15 protein-coding genes and 2 riboswitches are annotated in these 18635 nt (G+C 38.4%); of the genes, 6 read left to right on the top strand and 9 right to left on the bottom strand.

The genetic code is table 11. The features are described 5' to 3' along the window. Nucleotides 1-69: 69 nt before the first annotated feature. Together AC5WOF_RS14080 and metH are read right to left on the bottom strand one after the other, a co-directional pair. On the bottom strand, nucleotides 70-1902 hold the full coding sequence (locus tag AC5WOF_RS14080; protein ID WP_496050737.1) for a bifunctional homocysteine S-methyltransferase/methylenetetrahydrofolate reductase: 1833 nt from the start codon (nucleotides 1900-1902) through the stop codon (nucleotides 70-72). A 36-nt stretch (nucleotides 1903-1938) separates the two neighbouring features. Continuing rightward, nucleotides 1939-5391 (bottom strand): methionine synthase, encoded by a 3453-nt coding sequence (metH, locus tag AC5WOF_RS14075; RefSeq protein ID WP_496050578.1) that lies wholly within the window; start codon nucleotides 5389-5391, stop codon nucleotides 1939-1941. 75 nt (nucleotides 5392-5466) lie between these two features. Continuing rightward, nucleotides 5467-5577: riboswitch (SAM riboswitch) on the bottom strand. A 339-nt stretch (nucleotides 5578-5916) separates the two neighbouring features. Further along, nucleotides 5917-6024: riboswitch (SAM riboswitch) on the top strand. 131 nt (nucleotides 6025-6155) lie between these two features. Here metH and AC5WOF_RS14070 point away from each other — a divergent pair. The 3 genes from AC5WOF_RS14070 (at nucleotide 6156) to AC5WOF_RS14060 (ending at nucleotide 9221) form a co-directional block, all read left to right on the top strand. Next, nucleotides 6156-7316, top strand: coding sequence for an aminotransferase class I/II-fold pyridoxal phosphate-dependent enzyme (locus AC5WOF_RS14070; RefSeq protein WP_496050577.1), 1161 nt, complete (start codon nucleotides 6156-6158; stop codon nucleotides 7314-7316). 143 nt (nucleotides 7317-7459) lie between these two features. Then, the gene (locus tag AC5WOF_RS14065) at nucleotides 7460-8590 is read left to right on the top strand and encodes a P-loop nucleotide/nucleoside kinase family protein (protein ID WP_496050576.1); all 1131 of its coding nucleotides are present in this window, start codon (nucleotides 7460-7462) and stop codon (nucleotides 8588-8590) included. A 172-nt stretch (nucleotides 8591-8762) separates the two neighbouring features. Then, complete coding sequence (locus tag AC5WOF_RS14060; RefSeq protein WP_496050575.1) at nucleotides 8763-9221, top strand: SgcJ/EcaC family oxidoreductase; 459 nt, start codon at nucleotides 8763-8765, stop codon at nucleotides 9219-9221. Nucleotides 9222-9250: 29 nt separating this feature from the next. Here AC5WOF_RS14060 and AC5WOF_RS14055 read toward each other — a convergent pair whose 3' ends face one another. Beyond that, the gene (locus AC5WOF_RS14055) at nucleotides 9251-10078 is read right to left on the bottom strand and encodes a squalene/phytoene synthase family protein (RefSeq protein ID WP_496050574.1); all 828 of its coding nucleotides are present in this window, start codon (nucleotides 10076-10078) and stop codon (nucleotides 9251-9253) included. 275 nt (nucleotides 10079-10353) lie between these two features. On the opposite strand from AC5WOF_RS14055, the gene AC5WOF_RS14050 reads away from it, so the two are divergent. Together AC5WOF_RS14050 and AC5WOF_RS14045 are read left to right on the top strand one after the other, a co-directional pair. After that, the gene (locus tag AC5WOF_RS14050) at nucleotides 10354-11580 is read left to right on the top strand and encodes an MFS transporter (protein ID WP_496050573.1); all 1227 of its coding nucleotides are present in this window, start codon (nucleotides 10354-10356) and stop codon (nucleotides 11578-11580) included. Between the two features lie 148 nt (nucleotides 11581-11728). Further along, nucleotides 11729-12250, top strand: coding sequence for a contact-dependent growth inhibition system immunity protein (locus AC5WOF_RS14045; RefSeq protein ID WP_496050572.1), 522 nt, complete (start codon nucleotides 11729-11731; stop codon nucleotides 12248-12250). 182 nt (nucleotides 12251-12432) lie between these two features. On the opposite strand, the gene panB is transcribed toward AC5WOF_RS14045, so the two are convergent. Further along, nucleotides 12433-13275: a 3-methyl-2-oxobutanoate hydroxymethyltransferase gene (gene panB / locus AC5WOF_RS14040; protein ID WP_496050571.1), complete on the bottom strand. Its 843-nt coding sequence runs from the start codon at nucleotides 13273-13275 to the stop codon at nucleotides 12433-12435. A 163-nt stretch (nucleotides 13276-13438) separates the two neighbouring features. Between panB and AC5WOF_RS14035 the strand changes: the two genes are divergently transcribed. Beyond that, a complete protein-coding gene (locus tag AC5WOF_RS14035; RefSeq protein WP_496050570.1) occupies nucleotides 13439-14218 on the top strand; it encodes an alpha/beta fold hydrolase in 780 nt (259 codons plus the stop codon). A 48-nt stretch (nucleotides 14219-14266) separates the two neighbouring features. On the opposite strand, the gene AC5WOF_RS14030 is transcribed toward AC5WOF_RS14035, so the two are convergent. Genes AC5WOF_RS14030 through AC5WOF_RS14010 form a run of 5 tightly spaced genes read right to left on the bottom strand, consistent with a single transcriptional unit; the run spans nucleotide 14267 to nucleotide 18306 of the window. Then, nucleotides 14267-14656, bottom strand: a complete 390-nt coding sequence (locus AC5WOF_RS14030; RefSeq protein ID WP_496050569.1) for a VOC family protein — start codon at nucleotides 14654-14656, stop codon at nucleotides 14267-14269. Nucleotides 14657-14667: 11 nt separating this feature from the next. Next, complete coding sequence (locus AC5WOF_RS14025; RefSeq protein WP_496050568.1) at nucleotides 14668-15585, bottom strand: L,D-transpeptidase family protein; 918 nt, start codon at nucleotides 15583-15585, stop codon at nucleotides 14668-14670. A gap of 57 nt (nucleotides 15586-15642) precedes the next feature. Next, nucleotides 15643-16026 (bottom strand): VOC family protein, encoded by a 384-nt coding sequence (locus tag AC5WOF_RS14020; RefSeq protein WP_496050567.1) that lies wholly within the window; start codon nucleotides 16024-16026, stop codon nucleotides 15643-15645. Nucleotides 16027-16060: 34 nt separating this feature from the next. Further along, nucleotides 16061-16243: a YbdD/YjiX family protein gene (locus AC5WOF_RS14015; protein WP_496050566.1), complete on the bottom strand. Its 183-nt coding sequence runs from the start codon at nucleotides 16241-16243 to the stop codon at nucleotides 16061-16063. A 2-nt stretch (nucleotides 16244-16245) separates the two neighbouring features. Next, entirely contained in the window at nucleotides 16246-18306 is a 2061-nt protein-coding gene (locus AC5WOF_RS14010; RefSeq protein WP_496050565.1) for a carbon starvation CstA family protein, read from the bottom strand. Nucleotides 18307-18635: the final 329 nt, after the last annotated feature.

Below are 18635 nucleotides of genomic sequence, written 5' to 3'. Positions count from 1 at the left end.
TTGGAAAAACAACTACCATAAAAAGGTAGTTGTTTTTTTGTGCTTAATAATAACATTTTCTGTTTAGGTTTAAGGAATCGCTTTTTTCAGTTGTTCGTCTTGATCACGGATATAATAAGTGAGCTCTACGCTCATCTGCCAAAAGGAAAATGGTGTAATTAAGTAAATACCTCGGAATTTCTCCATTGCACCATCCAGTAAATCTTTTGTGATATCGATACCTAGTTGTTTTGCTTTTTCTGGCTCTGTTGTTTTTTCCATTAGAGCTAAAACGTGATCTGTAATTTTAATTCCTGGAATTTCATTGTGCAAAAATAAAGCGTTTCGATAACTAGTGATGGGCATTATCCCGATAAAAATGGGAATGGGAATGTGTTTGGTCGCTTCATATAAACGATGGATACTTTGATGGTCATACAGCGGTTGTGTCATCACAAAATCGGCTCCAGCTTCTACCTTTTTTTCTAATCGTTCTACTGCTTTTTCAATTTTCCGTACATGTGGGTTAAAAGCAGTACCTACGATAAAATTGGCAGTTTGATTCAATCGTTTTCCTGAAAAAGAGAGCCCTTGATTTAACTGTTTTACCATACGGATTAATTCAAAAGAAGTAACATCATAGATGGAACTAGCACCAGGTAAATCACCGATTCTGGATGGATCACCTGTAATCACAAGTATTTGATCAATTCCTAACGCATGTAACCCCATCAAATGTGATTGTTGACCAATTAGATTACGATCACGACAAGCGATATGAAGAAGCGGATTCAATCCGAGCTGAGATTTTAGGATTGCTCCAAGAGCTAAATTGCTCATTCGTGTTGTTGCAAGTGCATTATCAGCCATGGTGATAGAATCGACCCCAGCTTCGTGCAATTTTTGCGCTCCGACTAAAAAATCAGTTGTATCTAAATCTTTAGGTGTATCAAACTCGCAGATGATCGTTCGTTTCTGGTTGACCTTGGAAAGAATGGAGTCTTGATTCTGGCGATGAACCAACACGTGTCGAGTAGAATGAATGGAAAGTTCATCAATTGATGGGTTAATGCGTTTGATAGGTTTTACACTCTCCACAATATCTTTCATTTGTGCGATATGTTCAGGCGCTGTCCCACAACAGCCGCCGATGAGATTGACACCTTGGTTGATCAGCAGCTTTGATATCTCAGAAAAGTAAGCAGGATGAGACTTATGTTTAACCTCTCCATCTGTAATCCCTAACCTACCGGCATTTGGGAAGGCAGAGAGCAGAAGGGAATCTGGTACAATTGATTTTTCCAAACTGCGTAAGGTTTCTACAGGCCCAAGTCGGCAATTTAATCCTACTCCATCGACTTTTTCTGCGATTTCTTTAAAAGCTTCTGATAAGGAATAAGCATCTCGTGTCCGTCCAACTTCAATCAAGGAAAATTGAGCGAATAAGGGTAAATCTGTGAGATTACGAATAGCATTTACAGCTAATTTTAACTCGTGTACATCTAAAAAAGTTTCTAACAAAATCCCATCTACACCCCCATATAAAAGGGCGGTGGCTTGCTCTTCAAACAAATCTAGATATTCCTCTGGATCATACTCCATCACTCGTCCAGCTAGTATGGAACCAATAGATCCAAAGACATATGCCTCCTCTCTAGCAGCTGTTTTGGCGATAGAAACGGCTTCTCGGTTGATCTTTGCTACTTTATTTTCCAAACCATAACGTGAAAGACGTTCTCGATTTGCACCATAAGTGTTAGTCTCGATCATCTTGGAACCTGCTTTTACGTATTCACGATGCACACTTTCAATGAGTGTTGGTTCGCTTAAATTTAGTTCTTCTTGACAGGTGTGAACGGATATGCCTTGTTGGAATAAGTAAGTCGCCATTGCTCCATCACCTAATAGAACATGGTCTTTCATGTAAGTTCGAAAAGGTATCTTCAAGTTATATCCCTCCTAATTTGCGTTGAAATAACGAGCTTGTGGGTGGGCAAATACCATTGCAGAGACAGATGCTTCTGGTTCCATCATAAATCCCTCTGTCAGCTCTATTCCGATATCTTCTGGTTTTAAGAGATGAAATAATTTACTTTGATCTTCTAAGTTAGGACAAGCAGGATAACCAAAAGAGACTCGAATTCCTTGATAACGTGCTCCAAACCGTTCTTTCATGGTCATTTCTAGAGGATCTGGGAAGCCCCATGCGTTTCGCATGATTTGATGTATCCGTTCTGCAAAGGCCTCGGCTAACTCTAAAGCTAAAGCTTGGATCATATGAGAATATAAATAGGCTCCACTATTTTTCCAGTTTTCCGCGAGCTCTCGCACCCCTTTTCCAGCTGTGACTGCAAAAAATCCAACGGTATCCATCTCTCCTGAAGTTACTGGACGAAGGAAGTCAGCTAAACATAAATGAGGTTCTACTTGTTGTCTTGGAAAATGGAACTGTTCTACTATTTGCGATGTATTGGTAGGGTCATAAATTAGTACAGTGTTTCCATCGGATTGTGCTGGGTAAAATTGATATAAGCCCTGAGGCGATAAATAAGAATTGGTTATAACTTCATTCCAAAGGTGATCCAATTGTCCTTTTAGTTCAACCGTTTTTGGATCACCACTTTCTAATAAATTTGCTACATTTCCTTTTATTCCTAAGTGTTTTCCTAATAGCATCTGTTCATTGATATAGGTTTTCAAATGGTGAAGGGGATAATCTCGTAAAACGTGACGTGCATAGTCAGGAGCGGCAAATAACTTTGCTTTTCGATCGATCGGTGAACGAGTCACAGGTGTTCGAGTGATGGGAACTGCTGATTCAATGGTTTCTTGTTTTGCTATTATCTGTTCTTTTCTCTGTTGCATTTCTTCAACAATAGCCTTTCTTTTAATGGGAGAGCTTAGTTGATTTGCTAAATCCAAGCCATGCATGGCATCTTTGGCATAAAGAACAAGTCCTTCATAAGCTGGAGTGATTCGGTTTTCGGTAAATTTTCTAGATAAGGCAGCCCCGCCTACTAATAGAGGGATGTTGATTCCAACTGATTGTAGATCTTGGGCGGTGATAACCATCTGTTGTGCTGATTTTACTAAAAGTCCCGATAAACCAATTGCATCTGGTAGTTCTTCACGACAAGCAGCAATTAATTGTTCTGGAGTTACTTTGATTCCAAGATTTACAATGTTATAACCATTATTGGAAAGAATGATTTCTACTAGATTTTTTCCAATATCGTGAACATCTCCTTTTACGGTAGCTAAAATGATTTTCCCTTTAGAAGTAGTTTCTTCCTTATCCATATGAGGTTCTAGATGTGCAACAGAGGCTTTCATGACTTCTGCACTTTGCAGTACTTCCGCTACGATTAATTGGTTATCATTAAAGAGTCGTCCAACTTCATCCATTCCAGTCATAAGTGGTCCATTGATGATATCTAATGGAGAGGTTTTTTGTAGAGCCAAATTGAGATCGGCAATTAACCCATCTTTGAAACCTTCTATAACATAATTGGCCAAGCGTTCTTCTAGGGTTAAGGTTTGAGCAGATTGTTTCTTTTCTATTTTTTTCTCACGATAAAATTCAGTAAATGCAGCTAATACTTCACCATAGTTCGTTTCATTCGTATCAAATAACAATTTTTTTGCTAGTTGTTTTTCTTCGTCAGGAATAGAAGCATATCGTTCAAGGCGCTCGGAGTTTACAATGGCATAATCGAGTCCGGCTTTGGTGCATTCATAAAGGTAAACCGCATTTAAAACTTCACGACCAGCAATAGGTAAACCAAATGAGACATTAGAAACTCCGAGTATAGTGGTGCATGTTGGTAAGCTTTCTTTTATAAGGCGAATTCCTTCTACTGTTTCTAAAGCAGAGCCAATATATTGTTCATCACCAGTACCAACAGGAAAAACGAGTGGATCAAAAATTATATCTTGGGGATTTACTCCATATTTCTCTGTTAACAACTGAAAGGATCGCTGGGCTACTGCCAATTTTCGTTCTCTTGACACAGCCATTCCTTCCTCGTCAATGGTACCAACTACTACAGAAGCTCCAAAACGATGAAGCAATGGGACAACTTCTGCGAAACGTTCTTCTCCATCTTCAAGGTTAATGGAATTAATAATCGCTTTACCTTGGGAGTAGGATAGAGCCATTTCGATAACTTTTGGATCTGTAGAATCTATCATCAGTGGTACTTTCACTTTTTTTGTCACAAATTTCAAAAATCGTTCCATATCTTCTAGCTCATCACGATCAGGATCTGCAAGGCAAATATCGATGATTTGTGCCCCGCCTTTTACTTGTTTGCGAGCAACTTCAGATGCATCCTCGTATTTTTCTTCTGCAATCCATGATTTAAATAAACGTGATCCAATCACATTGGTGCGTTCTCCAACAAGTAGGGGTCGATTGTCTTCCTCAACATAGACAGATTCTATACCTGAAACAGCAGGAAGGTGTGAGGGGGCAGGGGTACGTGGCTGAAAGGCGGCAACAGCTTGTTCAATAGCACGAATGTGCTCAGGTGTCGTGCCACAACAACCACCAACTAGGTTAAGCCACCCAGCCGAAGCAAATTCGCTTAATTTTTTTGCCAGAGCCGATGGAGTTTCCAAGTAATTACCGTCTTCATCTGGTAGACCAGCATTTGGATAACATGAGACAGCACAAGTAGCAAGAGTGGATAATGTGCGGATATGATCTTTCATAAATTCTGGCCCTGTTGCACAGTTTAATCCAATTGCAAGAGGATTTAGATGCTCGATCGACAAATAAAAAGCCTCAATATTTTGACCAGCCAGCATGGTACCCATTGGTTCTATTGTTCCAGAGATAATAATCGGAACACTTCTTTTACTCGCTTTAAAAGCGCGTTCCATTCCGATACAAGCAGCCTTTACATTCAAGGTGTCTTGTGAGGTTTCCAATAAAAGAAGATCAATGTCTTCCATCAAAAGTGCTTCAACTTGTTCGTAGTATGAGTGGGCTAACTCATGAAAAGTAATTCCGCCTGTCACGGTAAGGGTTTTGGTCGTGGGACCGATAGAGCCAGCTACATAACGAGGATGATTTGTTGTACTAAAATGATCCCGCGCTGTACAAGCGATGCGTGCTGCTGCTTGGTTGATTTCTGTTGTTCGGTTTTGTAAATCATACTCCGCTAAAACAACAGAAGTTGCCCCAAATGTATTGGTTTCAATGATATCGGCACCAGCATCTAAATATGATTTATGAATATTAAGAATTACATCCGGACGGGTTAGATTTAAAATTTCATTACACCCTTCATATTCTTCACCATCAAAATCTTTTGCGGTTAACTGAGCACGTTGAAGCATTGTTCCCATCGCTCCATCAATGATAAGTATTTTTTCTTTCAGTCGCTCTTCAATGGGTGTTCTGTTCATTGCTATCATCCTTTGTGTAAGATCAAAAAAACCTTTCATCTGGGTAAGATGAAAGGTGAACGATTGTATCGTCAACTCTCATCTCGCGGAATCCAATAATCCGCAGGAATTGGCACCATATTGATCCATAGATCAATTGGTTGCCGGGTTTCATCGGGCCAGTCCCTCCACCACTCTTGATAAGAGAAAGATTCATTTGTATTTGGTTAATATTGTTACTCCCAATTATTGATTATACTACAAGGTTAGGAGAAAAAGAAGATTGTTTATTTGTTACAGGATATTTTCGAGTACTTGCTTTTGGATTTAAGGATTTTCTTTTGGATGAATATATAATAATCTATGAAAAGTTGCAATTATTTTTGCTTAGGAGTTATATTAACTTACATTTGGTGTCAACCAGTGTAGAACCCCAATTTACAATAATATCGGATAATTTTGTTTTCGTGTTTGACTTCTATTCAGATGTAGGATAACCTAAAAATAACTAGTGCAAATCTTGAATAAAATAATATTTTGATAATTCTCTTATCGAGAGCGGCGGAGGGACTGGCCCGATGAAGCCCGGCAACCAATTGATTTAATCAATAAGGTGCCAATTCCTGCAGGAAGTATATTCCTGATAGATAAGGGAAGAGGAAACGATGGATAAAACTGGCCTCTTCTCTTAGGAGAAGAGGTTTTTTGATGCAAAAAAATAGGACAAGGACTTCAGTAGTTTATACGAATACGTGCCTAGTAAAACGAAACGGGGAGTGATTTGGATGAGAATAGAGACATTGTTATTGCATAATGGAAATGAGTTAGATCCACAGACAGGGGCTTCAAGTGTTCCCATCTATCAAGCTTCTACCTTTCATCAGTTTGATATCGATAATCCGGGGCAATTCGATTATTCCCGAAGTGGAAATCCAACACGCCAAGCATTGGAAGATACCATTGCAAAGCTAGAGAGTGGTTGTCGAGGCTTCGCTTTTGCTTCCGGAATGGCAGCAATATCTACTGTGTTTCTGTTATTGTCCAAAGGAGACCATATCATTGTTTCGCAGGATGTTTATGGTGGTACGTATCGTATTTTAACGCAAGTGCTAAGTCGATTTGGGATTGACAGTACTTTTGTCGATACAACCAGAACAGAAGCTATCACTCAAGCACTTCGTCCAAATACGAAAGCAATCTATATCGAAACTCCTTCCAATCCAACCCTAAAAGTAACAGATCTAGGCGAGATAGTAAAAGTAGCAAAAGAAAATAAATTATTATCTATTGTCGATAATACATTTTTAACACCTTATTATCAGCGTCCATTAGCATTTGGATTCGATATCGTTGTGCATAGCGCAACGAAGTTTTTGGGCGGACATAGTGATGTGGTGGCAGGACTTGTAGCGGTAAGAGATGAACAATTAGCAAATCAAATCAAGACTCTTCAAAATGCGTTTGGAGCAGTACTAGGAGTGCAAGATTCATGGCTAATTCTACGGGGATTGAAAACCCTGCAAGCGAGGTTGGACATATCTTCCAAAAATGCAGAAAAGTTAGCAGTGTGGTTACAAGAGCATAAAGAGGTGGAGAAAGTATATTATACCGGTTTAGAGGAACATGAAGGTCATCGTATACAATGTAAACAAGCTAGTGGTCATGGCGCAGTATTATCTTTTGATGTAGGAAGTGGAACAAAAGTAAGGAAACTACTTCAAAAGATTCGACTGCCTATCGTTGCCGTTAGTTTAGGTTCTGTAGAAAGTATTCTATCTTATCCTGCATTGATGTCCCATGCGGCAATGCCACAAGAAGTTAGATTAAAACATGGGATAACAGATGGATTGCTCCGTTTTTCCGTAGGCTTGGAAAACGTAGAAGACCTTATGGACGATCTGTCCCAAGCGTTGGATTCGAGAATTTCTTTTGCTGCTGTGAGATAAAAAGAAAAGTGTTGACATGAAAGACCATTATATACAATGGTCTTTTTCGCTATAAGTAAATTTTAACGTTTAAACCTGCTGTTTTTTATTAAGATATATTAATATAATTACACTATACAGCATTTCTATGAAGCGAGGGAGAGATGACGAGAGTAGCTAGCCTAGAAGAGCATAAGATAATACGACAGACTGCCATTCGGTTTCTGTTGGATCAGCGACTAGGGAAGCTTAGGCCTAACAGTAACGCTTATTTTCCGGATGATCTCAGAAACAATTGCGAGATTCCCTTTAAAAGCGCGTACCGTTATATGTCTGAGGTACTAAGGGTATCGATTGAGTTTCCGAACTCAGTAGAGATGCTTGACATGTGTGAAGAAGCAGTAGCTATTGCAGAGAAGCGTCGCATTTGGGCTCTAACAACCAAAGAAGAAATAGCTAGAGAAGGATGGGAGCTCAACCTACTTTCCTCACCAGACAAGATGTTTTATCTTTTTGGTGAAAGTATTGTCGTCTTCTTGACAGGTCGATGCGGTGCAGGAAAAAGTACCCTGATCAAGGCAGTTCGTTCTGCTATGGCAGAGCACCAACTATTGAGGGCGAGTAGAGCAGGTCTTGTCTATGAACCTCTAGCTGAGATTTATGAAATTGACCCTGATGAGTTTCTCCAAGGGGGAGAATGGATTGGAGAAGTCCCTATCGAGTTGATCGATCCAACGATGAGACAAGCCCTTGATAAACTTAGAAGGGTTCTAAATAATCGTGGTTGGGTCATCATTACAGATGCTGGTGACAACAGAGGTCAACGTGAAGCGATGATTCGGCTAATTGGTCAGCTTCGTTCTACTTGTCATATCCATTATGCACTAGTCGATTGTCCTCCTTTGGAAGCTCTTGCACGTAACCAGACTCGGAAGCGGAAAGTCTCCCTTGAAAATTGGCTGGAATGCTCCAACAAGGTGGAAGAAACCTTCCAGTCGATGTCTCGATACGTTAGGAGCTTGAACGAAGATGAATCTACCGAAGGAATTCCTCCTTCTGGTACTTGGGAGATTGTAGATGTTAGCTCTTCTTTGTATCGAGGACTAGAGAGCGAGCTATATCGCTGTTCCTATGTCTCTCCATTTGGGATTCGCTGCTCTCATCAATGTACTCCACGTGAGATAGAGTGTTGTAAGAGAGTGACTTTGCCACGGATGGACTATTTTCATCAACAGTCTCATCTTGGCTTTCTCTGCTCTGACCATTCTCCGAAGCGTAGATGGGAATGGAAGTAAATATCCCTGTGTCTGAGGAGATCAGTGGCGGCAACATTACTTTCTGTTGTCGCCACAGCTGTTTTAGGACAAATATCCAAACATGAATAAAGAAACAGCTTTTTTGCAGAAAATTAGATTATACATGATATATTTTATTCTTGCTCATCCGAGCATGAGAGGAGCAATCTAAATGAAAAGTGAAGAATCAGTAAGTGGACTCTATCTAAAGTTAATACAAGCATGGAACGATCGCGATGCGAAGCAGATGTCATCTGTCTTTGAACCAGCAGGTGAGATGATTGGTTTTGATGGAAGCTGCATCTCTGGACGTCAACTTATATTGGTACACTTAGATGAGATTTTTGCTCATCATCCAACCCCGCCTTTTACTTGTATCATCAAAAATATTCGTTTTTTGCAATCCGAAATTGCAATTTTACGGGCGATTGCAGGGATGGTTCCAGAAGGAGAGTCAACGTTAAATCCTGCATTAAATGCAGTACAGACATTAGTAGCGAAACAGACAAAAGGACAGTGGGAAGTAGCCCTGTTTCAAAATACACCTGCTCAATTTCATGGAAGACCAGAGTTAGTAGAACAGATGACAGCAGAATTGGAGAACCAGAGAATAGAAAAGAGTGCCTATTGAGAGACACTCTTTTATTATTTTTATTTTTCTTATTCCGTGACTACTCTGCTAACAATTTCTTTTACTTCAGCTCTACTAATTTTTTCTCTTCCATGAGCCAGACCATCCAATGTACCATGAGCAAGAGCTAGGGGAATTTCACAAAAGTGGAGGATCGATCCTGGATTTAAGCTTTCGATGTATGTATCTCCTAATTCGAGATTACGTTTTGCATAATCGAACATTTCTTTTTCCCCCCAACCATCTGGGAAAAAATTGACTCCACGATCTTTGTCTTCTGAACGATTTCTTAGTATGTTCACCGATTGTAAGCCTCTTCCAAAAGCAATGGCTAAATCTCTATCCGTTTTCGTTTCATCATGCCATTCCCATATGTCTGAGAGCATGACACCAACTAACCCAGCAACATAGTATGTATAGTCATCTAAATCTTTTTCGGTTTTGATCTGCCAATCTTTCATTACCCATTCTGCCATCCCTTGAGCCATGATGGATGTCGCTTCTTTAATGCGTGTTTGGAGTGCTGGAGGACATATTTTCAGCCAATCTGCCAATCGAAGGGTTACTTCAGGAAGTCTCGATTCATAAGGCTTATAGAGGTCGTTCAAAGCGCACATATCCATGTCTCCAGCATGTAATAATTTACTAATTTTCACTAGAAGATCATGTTTTGTAGCAGATGGAAGGTCAGGATGGTCTTCGATTTCGTCAATAGCTCTCATACATAAATAAGCAGATGCTACAGCTTCTTTTAATCCGTCTGTTAAATAACTAATGGGAATAGAAAATGTTCGACTTGTTTTTTCTAAAACTTCAAATGCTTCCTTATATAAAGCGCTTGCGCTTGGTTTAATCATAATGCCATGGTCACCCTTTGTATCTGTATTTTCAAACATCTTTTATATACAAGTTATTTAGAAAGAAGCATAACTTCTTTCATTATACTTTATTCACCGAGACACGAAAGGAGATTCCCATAAATAATATAAAACGATCTGGTGGAAATTTCTTCTTGCTAGTATTGACCATCTTCAGGTTAATAAAACAAAAAATGTTATTTTGAAACCTTTCTAATTTTATTTATAAATGTTATTATACAAAATGGATGAAGGAAAGAAAGGAAGTATAAATGATGTCTTCTCCCGTCTCAGTAACTACAACTGAATCTAACAATATTGCACTGACTACCTATAAAATATTGTTTATCATTAGTATTTGTCATCTTTTAAATGACACCCTCCAAGCAGTGGTTCCAGCAATGTTTCCTATTTTAGAAAAGGAGATGGGCCTTACTTTTACCCAATTAGGGGTGATTGCAGCAGTTTTAAATATCGTTTCCTCCTTATTTCAACCTGTGATTGGTTGGTTTTCTGATAAGAAACCAAGACCCTATGCATTACCGCTCGGACTAGCGTGTTCTTTGTTAGGAATGTTGATGCTGGCACTTATCCCCCAATATGGCTGGATTATTTTTAGTGTGGCACTTGTAGGCATGGGATCTGCTGTATTCCATCCTGAAGGTTCCCGAGTAGCACATTTAGCAGCTGGTTCCAAAAAAGGTCTGGCTCAATCCATATATCAAGTGGGAGGAAACTCAGGCCAAGCTTTAGCCCCTTTGATTACAGCTCTTATTTTAGTTCCATTTGGGCAGTTTGGTGCTATCTGGTTTACTTTTGCAGCTGCATTGGCTGTCTTATTATTAGCATATATTGCAAGATGGTATCGAAAAGAACTTCAAGTACGTGTGATGACAAAGAAAAAAGTGACAATAGGATCAACTAATTTAAGTAAAACGGTATGGATTGCCCTTATATTGACGATGTTTATTTTATTGGCTCGTTCGTTGTACATTGTTTGTATGACCAATTATTACAGTTTTTATATTATAAAAACGTATCACTTTTCCATTACTACTGCACAAGCATATCTATTTGCGTTTCTCATCAGTGGTGCAGTAGGAACATTTTTTGGTGGACCACTTGGAGATCGTTTTGGGAAGAAAAATGTAATTTTGTATTCTCTTTTAGGAAGTACGCCTTTTACTGTTTTACTTCCTTATGCTGGACCTATCAGTAGTTTTATTTTATTGCTTTTAATAGGATTTATTATGATGACCAGTTTTTCTGTATCTGTTGTCTATGCACAAGAATTAGTTCCAAGTAAGATTGGAACCATGTCAGGATTAACAGTTGGTTTTATTTTTGGATTAGGTGCAATCGGTTCAGTTTTATTTGGAAATCTAGCAGACTTGATCGGTATAACGAAAACCATAACGATCGTTGGATTTTTGCCTATATTAGGTGTTCTAGGATTCTTTCTACCTTCTGAAAAAAAATTAGCGGAAGTACACAAACATTAAAAAGGATGCACATAGCATCCTTTTTAACATGGAACGGTTAAAAAATCAGATTATTATATTTATTCCCTTTTTATAACCTATGAGAAGATGATTCTTGTATAATTTCTATTAGTATATAAATGTTCTTATGGGTCAAGGGGGTGAAAAGATGACAAGAGAAGAAATATGTCGATTAACACTTGAAGAAATAGAAAAAATTAAAGGATTTAACTATGATGAATTCAATAATGAAGAATCAAATAAATATCCTTTACCACAATGGTATAACCGAATTAGAAATAAAACATTGGCTGAATTAACGGTTTCTGACTTGTCCAGAGGGTTAAGACAAGATATTTTTTTGGACTACATAGGCTGGGAAATACTTTATCGATTGGATAACGATATCTTGTTAGGTTATTTTCGAAATGGAGAGTTATTAACCGGGATTGGTTTGTTACAAAAACATTGGGAACAAGATCTAGCATTAAAAGAAGAAGTGAAGAAGTTACTTTCTAAAACTTTTCAAAAAAAGCTCCTTTTAAAGGCTTTAAAATCTAACAAAATAACTTCAAATGATTACAAATACATATTGGATTCGTTGTATCCTTTGATTCAAGAATTGGAACTAGGGAATAAGATCATGGAAGAGCCTAGGAAAAAAGGATTGCGGATGAGATTATGGAGGTGATAGTTTACAGATTTTTGCTGACTGAAAGCCCACGATTTGAATCGTGGGCTGAAAGGTGGCATTGCTCGAAACTCCAAAAAAGTGTTGAAAGAGCAACAAATATTTTGCATCTTAGAACGCATGAGCGATAGTCATCCCAGTACCTGAGCCATGTGGAGTCTCAATAGGTTTTCAAGTCTTAGTTATTTTTTAAATTGGTCAAGCTCTATCCCTTCTTCAAGCCACATCTTAAATTGTTGTAGCTCATCAGGATGCATATGTTTAAAATTTGCTTCTGTAGGAAATTTTTCAATCTGAAGATCTTGGATGTATCGTTGAAAGGACCCGAATATATCTATTCGCAAATTGGCGTATTTTTTTGCATGTCGGAATGAGTGCGGAGTTATGCCCAATAAATCATGTACGACCAAAACTTGACCATCCGTATAACGTCCAGCACCAATGCCAATAGTAGGAATCCTTAGTTTTTTCGTTATTTCGGTTGAAACTTCTTCAGGAACTAATTCCAAAACTAATGTTTTAGCACCTGCTTGTTGCACTCGTATGGAGTCTAATATCAATTGTTTAGCTTCGGAAAATATTTTTCCTTGAATTGCTGCTTTTGGCTGAAATTGTGCATTATATCCAAGATGAGCCCATACTTCTACTCCATTTGAAGTTAGATGGCGAATAATTTCTTCGTGAGCTCCTTCTAATTTAATGCCATCAGCCCCTGCTGATTGCAATTTTTTTGCATTCTTAAGTGCTATTTCTGGGTTTTGGTAGGTTTGATAAGGTAGGTCAGCAACAACATATGCTTTGGAAATACCACGACGGACTGCTTTCACATGATGAAGAATATCCTCAATCGTAACTTCTTTTTCACTGTGATATCCTAACACGTTGGTACCTACACTGTCCCCAATCAATACAGCATCAATATCTGCTTGATCGAGCAAAACTGCTGTGGGATAGTCGTAACAAGTTAGCATTGAAATCTTTCTTTTTGATTTTTGTGCTTGTAAATATTTTAAATCCTTCACCATAATTCATTCCTCCATCTCAGTCCTTAAAAGGATCCAAGTGTTGTGGTGTACTTACATTATGAGAAACAAAAAATAAGTGAGATTCCATTTTGGATATCCCCTTATAGTTAATTATAGCGTATTTTATTAAGAGTGTTTGATTCTATTAATGGGAGGTATATATATGACGATAAAAACAATAAAAACCAATAAAGAGACAACGATTTCCTTTACAGATAAAGGACAGGGAAAGCCAGTAGTTTTGATTCATGGTTTTGTAGGGGATCTGCATTACTGGGATCATGTGATAGAGCCACTCTCACAACATTATCGAGTAATCGTAATAGATTTACCCGGACATGGGAGTTCTTCTTTATCTGATGAAACTTTTACTACAGAAGATTATGCCGACGAGGTTGCAAGCCTTGTTCAGCAACTGAACCTTACGAAAATATCGTTAATTGGACACTCATTAGGTGGGTATATTACTGTGGCTTTTGCCAAAAAGTATGCTTCTTTGTTAGATCGTTTTGCACTTGTTCATTCTACTGCTCTTCCAGATACGGAAGAAGCAAAAGCAGGTAGACTTGCTGGAATGGAAAAAATCAAATCAGATGGTTTGCGAATATTTGTCGATGGTCTTGTTCCTAAATTATTTGCTCCTAATCATCTTATGGAACACGAACAAATTACGAAAAAGATTGGTTATCAAACTTCAACAGAAGGTGCAATAGTAGCTTTGGAAGCAATGCGCAACAGACCGGATTTATCAGCTGTGTTAGCAACCGCAACTGTTCCTGTTCTTATTGTGGCTGGAAGTGATGATAAAGTGGTTCCAGCTGAACGAGCATTTGCAATAAAAGGAGATCATATTAAACAAGTAGTTATTCCATCAGTAGGTCATATGAGTATGTATGAGGCTCCTGAGGAATTAATCCGTGAGTTACAAGAATTTCTAGGATAATTTCGTTTAAAAATTGCCCCCTTGTATATATCAAGGGGGCATACGACTTTATTTAGGGGATTCGAATAACTCAAGGGATTCCTTATCAGGTCCATAAAAAAAGATATATTTTGCTCCATTAGGTAGAATCGTAATTTCTTCATCGGCAAAAGGTACTTTAAGTTGTTTTAAACGCTCTATTTCTTTCTCTATGTTGTCAACTGCAAATGCTAGATGATTTACGACTCCTTCTTTTGGGAGATCACTTCTAAAGCCATGTATAAGCTCTACTTCTGTTTCCAAAGAACCTGGAAAAGAAAAGAATGCCAGTGTGATGCTTGGATCAGTATGCACCAATGTGCCTCGAAGTTCCATTCCGATCACATCACGATAAAATGCAATAGAGTGTTCTAGATCTCGAACCATAATCCCTACATGTTCTATTTTTTGAATAGCCATTATATCTGCCCCTATTCTTGTACAGTAGTTTTACTGATATATCCTGTTTTTCGGTCTTTTAATTGCAGTTGATAGAAATCGTCCTTCAGACTTTTGTAAGTTAAAATAGTCCCATATTTTACTTTCTGTAGAACTGTAGATGAGGTATTTGGTTCTGTGCGGATGTTTGCCAAGTCAACATCTACAATAATAGTAGACTTCTCTGCTGGACTAAGGAAGTTTTTTTGAATAAAAGCGTATTTGTTATTCCCTAGTTTTACCTGCATCCAATCTCCGGATATTCCTGTTTTTTCAAGTGTAGTAGATTTGTTTTTTGCCGTAGTGATAAACGAACCAATATTAGGACCTGTCCATAACTTCACTTTGGTTCGAGGTATGGTCACCGTTCCTGTTTCTTTTTGTAACCCCACCGATGCATCGCCTCGCCAATGATTATCACTTTTTCCGCTATGTATCCATACAGCAGTGCCTTCGTTCACAATTTGATAGAGTTCTTTGACATCCTCATTATGCATACGAACACATCCACTCGATGCATGTTTACCGATGGAATCTGGATCGTTAGTTCCATGAATACCATAGGTGCGTCCGCGATCTCCATTTACTTCTAGGCCATGCCATCTTGGTCCTAAGGGATTTTTTGGATCACCGCCTGGAGTATCCTTCCATTTAGGATCAACTATTTTCACTACCAAAGGAAAAGTTCCCTCTGGGGTTAAATCATTTGATCGTCCTGTTGCAATGGGATACGTTTTTTTTACTTTTCCATCAGCGTACAAATAAAGTTTGTTCGTCTCTTTGTTTATTTCAATTTGATAGTAGATAGGTTCTTCTTGAGTTGCATAGGAGTCGTTCGAAAACAAAGTTAGCCAAGTTGTCAATAATAAAGATAAAGAAAGTAAAAATTTAATAGTAACACCCCTTTCCATTTATTCACTATATAGTTAATTATGTGAATTATCCATACGGAAAAGGGAAAAGTACTGTTATTGCCAATTTTTCATTCGCTCTTTTAGTGAGCCAGTAAAAATTTCTAATACAATACCATCTGGATCTTGGAATTGAAAGGATAGTCCACCTCCGCGATTTATAGGTTCTCTTATAATAGGGATTCCTTTATTTTTAATATGATCTACTAATCGATGAAAATCAGGTTCCTCTACGGTAAATGCGACATGATCCATTCCCCAGCCTTCATTAGGGGATTTTTGATCTCTCTTTTCCAATAGACATATCCAAGCCGTTCCCCATTCAAGGTAAGCATCGGTACGAGCTAGATGGATCAATGTCATTCCGAGTACATCGCAATAAAAAGGAAGACTTTTTTGAAGATCGCTAATACGTAAGGTAAGGTGATTAAAGCCTTTCATCTCATGCCTTCCTTTCTGAGTGAATTGATATAGACTAGCAACAACGCCGGATACTACCATTCCCATATTTTTCATCTATTGCTTTTTGGTAAAATTTCTTTTCAGGAAGAGGTGTTCCATCAGGATGGTGTTTTTGAAAATGAACCAGATAGCGTTTATAATTCGGTACACCCGCTATTTCATTTAGGTAATTTGCAATTACTTTCAGCCATTTCATGGTTACACCTCATTTTTTATATACTTTGATTCGTGGAGCTGAAGGGACTCTCGCTTGATTAGTACGATGTACCATACACGTAGAGAATCAAACAGAATAATCAAGATAAAGAGAATAAAGATGCCTGTTAACACTGCATCAATTCTGTTGTTGAAAACAATTTGTTTCATTTGATCCATATTTTTGGCAAGGCCTAGAAGTTTACCGCTGTACACGGCAGTCTGATATTTGTCGGCTGCTGCCAAAAAGCCAATTGCTGGGCTTGGATCAAATATTTTTTGCCAACCTGCAGTCATGGTGATGATAGTTAACCAAATGAGAGGCACAGTAGTAATCCAAGCATAAATGGCTTTTCCCATTTTGATCAATATCGTTGTTCCTACAGCTAAAGCGATAACCGCTAACATTTGGTTGGCAATTCCAAACAAAGGCCATAGCGTGTTAATTCCCCCAAGTGGGTCTACTACCCCTTGATAGAGAAAATAGCCCCACATTCCAACTATAATTGCACTTGTTAAAATATTGGCAGGGTACCAATCTGTTTTCCCTAGTTTTGGAGATATTCTGCCAAGTAAACCTTGCAATACAAATCGACCCACCCTTGTTCCAGCATCGATTGTTGTTAAAATAAAGACTGCTTCAAATAGGATGGCAAAGTGATACCATAAAGACATCCACGTTTTTCCACCTATGACAGATGAAAATATAGTAGCCATTCCAATTGCAAGAGTTGGTGCTCCACCTGTCCGTGATAAAATGGATTTCTCACCAATTTGATTTGCTAGATTCGATAGATCATGAGGAGTTATGGAAAAGCCTAACTCAGACACAACTTTCGCTGCACTGTTCACATCTGTACCAATTATGGCAGCAGGACTGTTGATGGCAAAGTATGTTCCGGGCGTAATAATGCAGGCAGCGATCAGCGCCATGATGGCAACGAAGGATTCTGTAATCATACCACCATAACCGATCAATCGTGCTTGCGACTCACGCATGATCATTTTTGGGGTTGTTCCAGAAGATACGAGTGCATGGAAACCAGAAATAGATCCGCAGGCGATAGTAATAAAAACAAAAGGAAATAGATTTCCTGAAAATACTGGGCCTGTCCCATTGATGAATTTGGTTAGAGCAGGCATTTGCAGTTCCGGCATTACCAGTAAAATCCCGATTGCTAATCCTAAAATAGTACCGATCTTAAGAAAAGTACTCAAATAATCGCGAGGAGCAAGGAGTAGCCATACAGGAATGACGGAAGCAATAAATCCATATAAAATCAACATCCAAGCGATGGATGTTCCTTCAAAAGTGAACAAGGGACCTAATGCTGGATGATTTGCAATGAATGAACCGCTCCAAAGGCAGATACAGAGAAGAAAAAATCCGATTAGAGATGACTCGAGTATTTTTCCGGGACGAAGATAACGCATATAGATTCCCATGAATAAAGCAATTGGAATAGTCGATACAATCGTAAACATTCCCCAAGGACTTTCTGCGAGCGCCTTGACTACAACTAATCCTAAAACTGCAAGTAAAATGGTCATAATTCCAATAATTGCAATAAGAGAAGTAAATCCCGCAACAGGACCTATTTCTTCACGAGCGATATCACCAAGCGATTTTCCGTTTCTCCGTATGGAGCCAAATAAGATAATAAAATCTTGGACTGCTCCACCAATCACTACTCCAATAATAATCCAGAGTGTTCCGGGTAAATACCCCATTTGTGAGGCAAGGATTGGACCAACTAAAGGACCTGCACCGGCAATTGCAGCAAAATGGTGACCAAATAAAACCCATTTATTAGTAGGCACAAAGTCTTTTCCATCATTATAGACTTCAGCAGGTGTTTTCCGTTGATCATCAAGATGTAGTACTCTTTTGGCTATATACAGACTATAAAATCGATAAGCGATTGCATATGTACATACAGCAGCAGTTAAAAGCCAGATGGAATTGACGGTTTCTCCTCGATTTAAGGCAAGGACTGCAAAACATCCTGCACCGAGTATAGAAATGAAAGTCCAAATAAGATAAGATTTCCAGTGTTTTTTCATCATTTCATTCCTTTCTTATTACCATTATTCAAAAAATTATTTATGAAATCCTATTCTAATACAAATTATTCATTTTTGGATACATATACAAATGAGGAAAAGCTTTTTGCACTTATCATGAGATGTAATATCAATCCATTACATTCATAGTAATGTCTATGATGAGTACATTATTGGGAGGAAAAACAGAAAGAAAAAATGATTTAGAAGGGAAAGAATAAGAAGAAAGAGCATTAAAAGCCGCCAATCCTCTTATTAATATTGATTTCCTCTGTACTAAAAAGTTAGGAAACTCTTTTTTGTTTCAGCTCTAGCCCAAACAGCAGTTT

It is taken from the genome of Shimazuella sp. NTD250, assembly GCF_059510375.1.
The sequence above is the reverse complement of the archived record's forward strand: the minus strand, read 5'-3'. Positions and strand labels throughout refer to the sequence as shown.

What these genes read in the sequence shown, in the direction of transcription:
- metH (WP_496050578.1), bottom strand. Translation starts at nt 5,391, where the DNA reads ATGAACAGAACACCCATTGAAGAGCGACTGAAAGAAAAAATACTTATC.
- AC5WOF_RS14035 (WP_496050570.1), top strand. Translation starts at nt 13,439, where the DNA reads ATGACGATAAAAACAATAAAAACCAATAAAGAGACAACGATTTCCTTT.
- AC5WOF_RS14065 (WP_496050576.1), top strand. Translation starts at nt 7,460, where the DNA reads ATGACGAGAGTAGCTAGCCTAGAAGAGCATAAGATAATACGACAGACT.
- AC5WOF_RS14025 (WP_496050568.1), bottom strand. Translation starts at nt 15,585, where the DNA reads ATGGAAAGGGGTGTTACTATTAAATTTTTACTTTCTTTATCTTTATTA.
- AC5WOF_RS14020 (WP_496050567.1), bottom strand. Translation starts at nt 16,026, where the DNA reads ATGAAAGGCTTTAATCACCTTACCTTACGTATTAGCGATCTTCAAAAA.
- AC5WOF_RS14070 (WP_496050577.1), top strand. Translation starts at nt 6,156, where the DNA reads ATGAGAATAGAGACATTGTTATTGCATAATGGAAATGAGTTAGATCCA.
- panB (WP_496050571.1), bottom strand. Translation starts at nt 13,275, where the DNA reads ATGGTGAAGGATTTAAAATATTTACAAGCACAAAAATCAAAAAGAAAG.
- AC5WOF_RS14015 (WP_496050566.1), bottom strand. Translation starts at nt 16,243, where the DNA reads ATGAAATGGCTGAAAGTAATTGCAAATTACCTAAATGAAATAGCGGGT.
- AC5WOF_RS14045 (WP_496050572.1), top strand. Translation starts at nt 11,729, where the DNA reads ATGACAAGAGAAGAAATATGTCGATTAACACTTGAAGAAATAGAAAAA.
- AC5WOF_RS14010 (WP_496050565.1), bottom strand. Translation starts at nt 18,306, where the DNA reads ATGAAAAAACACTGGAAATCTTATCTTATTTGGACTTTCATTTCTATA.
- AC5WOF_RS14055 (WP_496050574.1), bottom strand. Translation starts at nt 10,078, where the DNA reads ATGATTAAACCAAGCGCAAGCGCTTTATATAAGGAAGCATTTGAAGTT.
- AC5WOF_RS14030 (WP_496050569.1), bottom strand. Translation starts at nt 14,656, where the DNA reads ATGGCTATTCAAAAAATAGAACATGTAGGGATTATGGTTCGAGATCTA.
- AC5WOF_RS14050 (WP_496050573.1), top strand. Translation starts at nt 10,354, where the DNA reads ATGTCTTCTCCCGTCTCAGTAACTACAACTGAATCTAACAATATTGCA.
- AC5WOF_RS14060 (WP_496050575.1), top strand. Translation starts at nt 8,763, where the DNA reads ATGAAAAGTGAAGAATCAGTAAGTGGACTCTATCTAAAGTTAATACAA.
- AC5WOF_RS14080 (WP_496050737.1), bottom strand. Translation starts at nt 1,902, where the DNA reads ATGAAAGACCATGTTCTATTAGGTGATGGAGCAATGGCGACTTACTTA.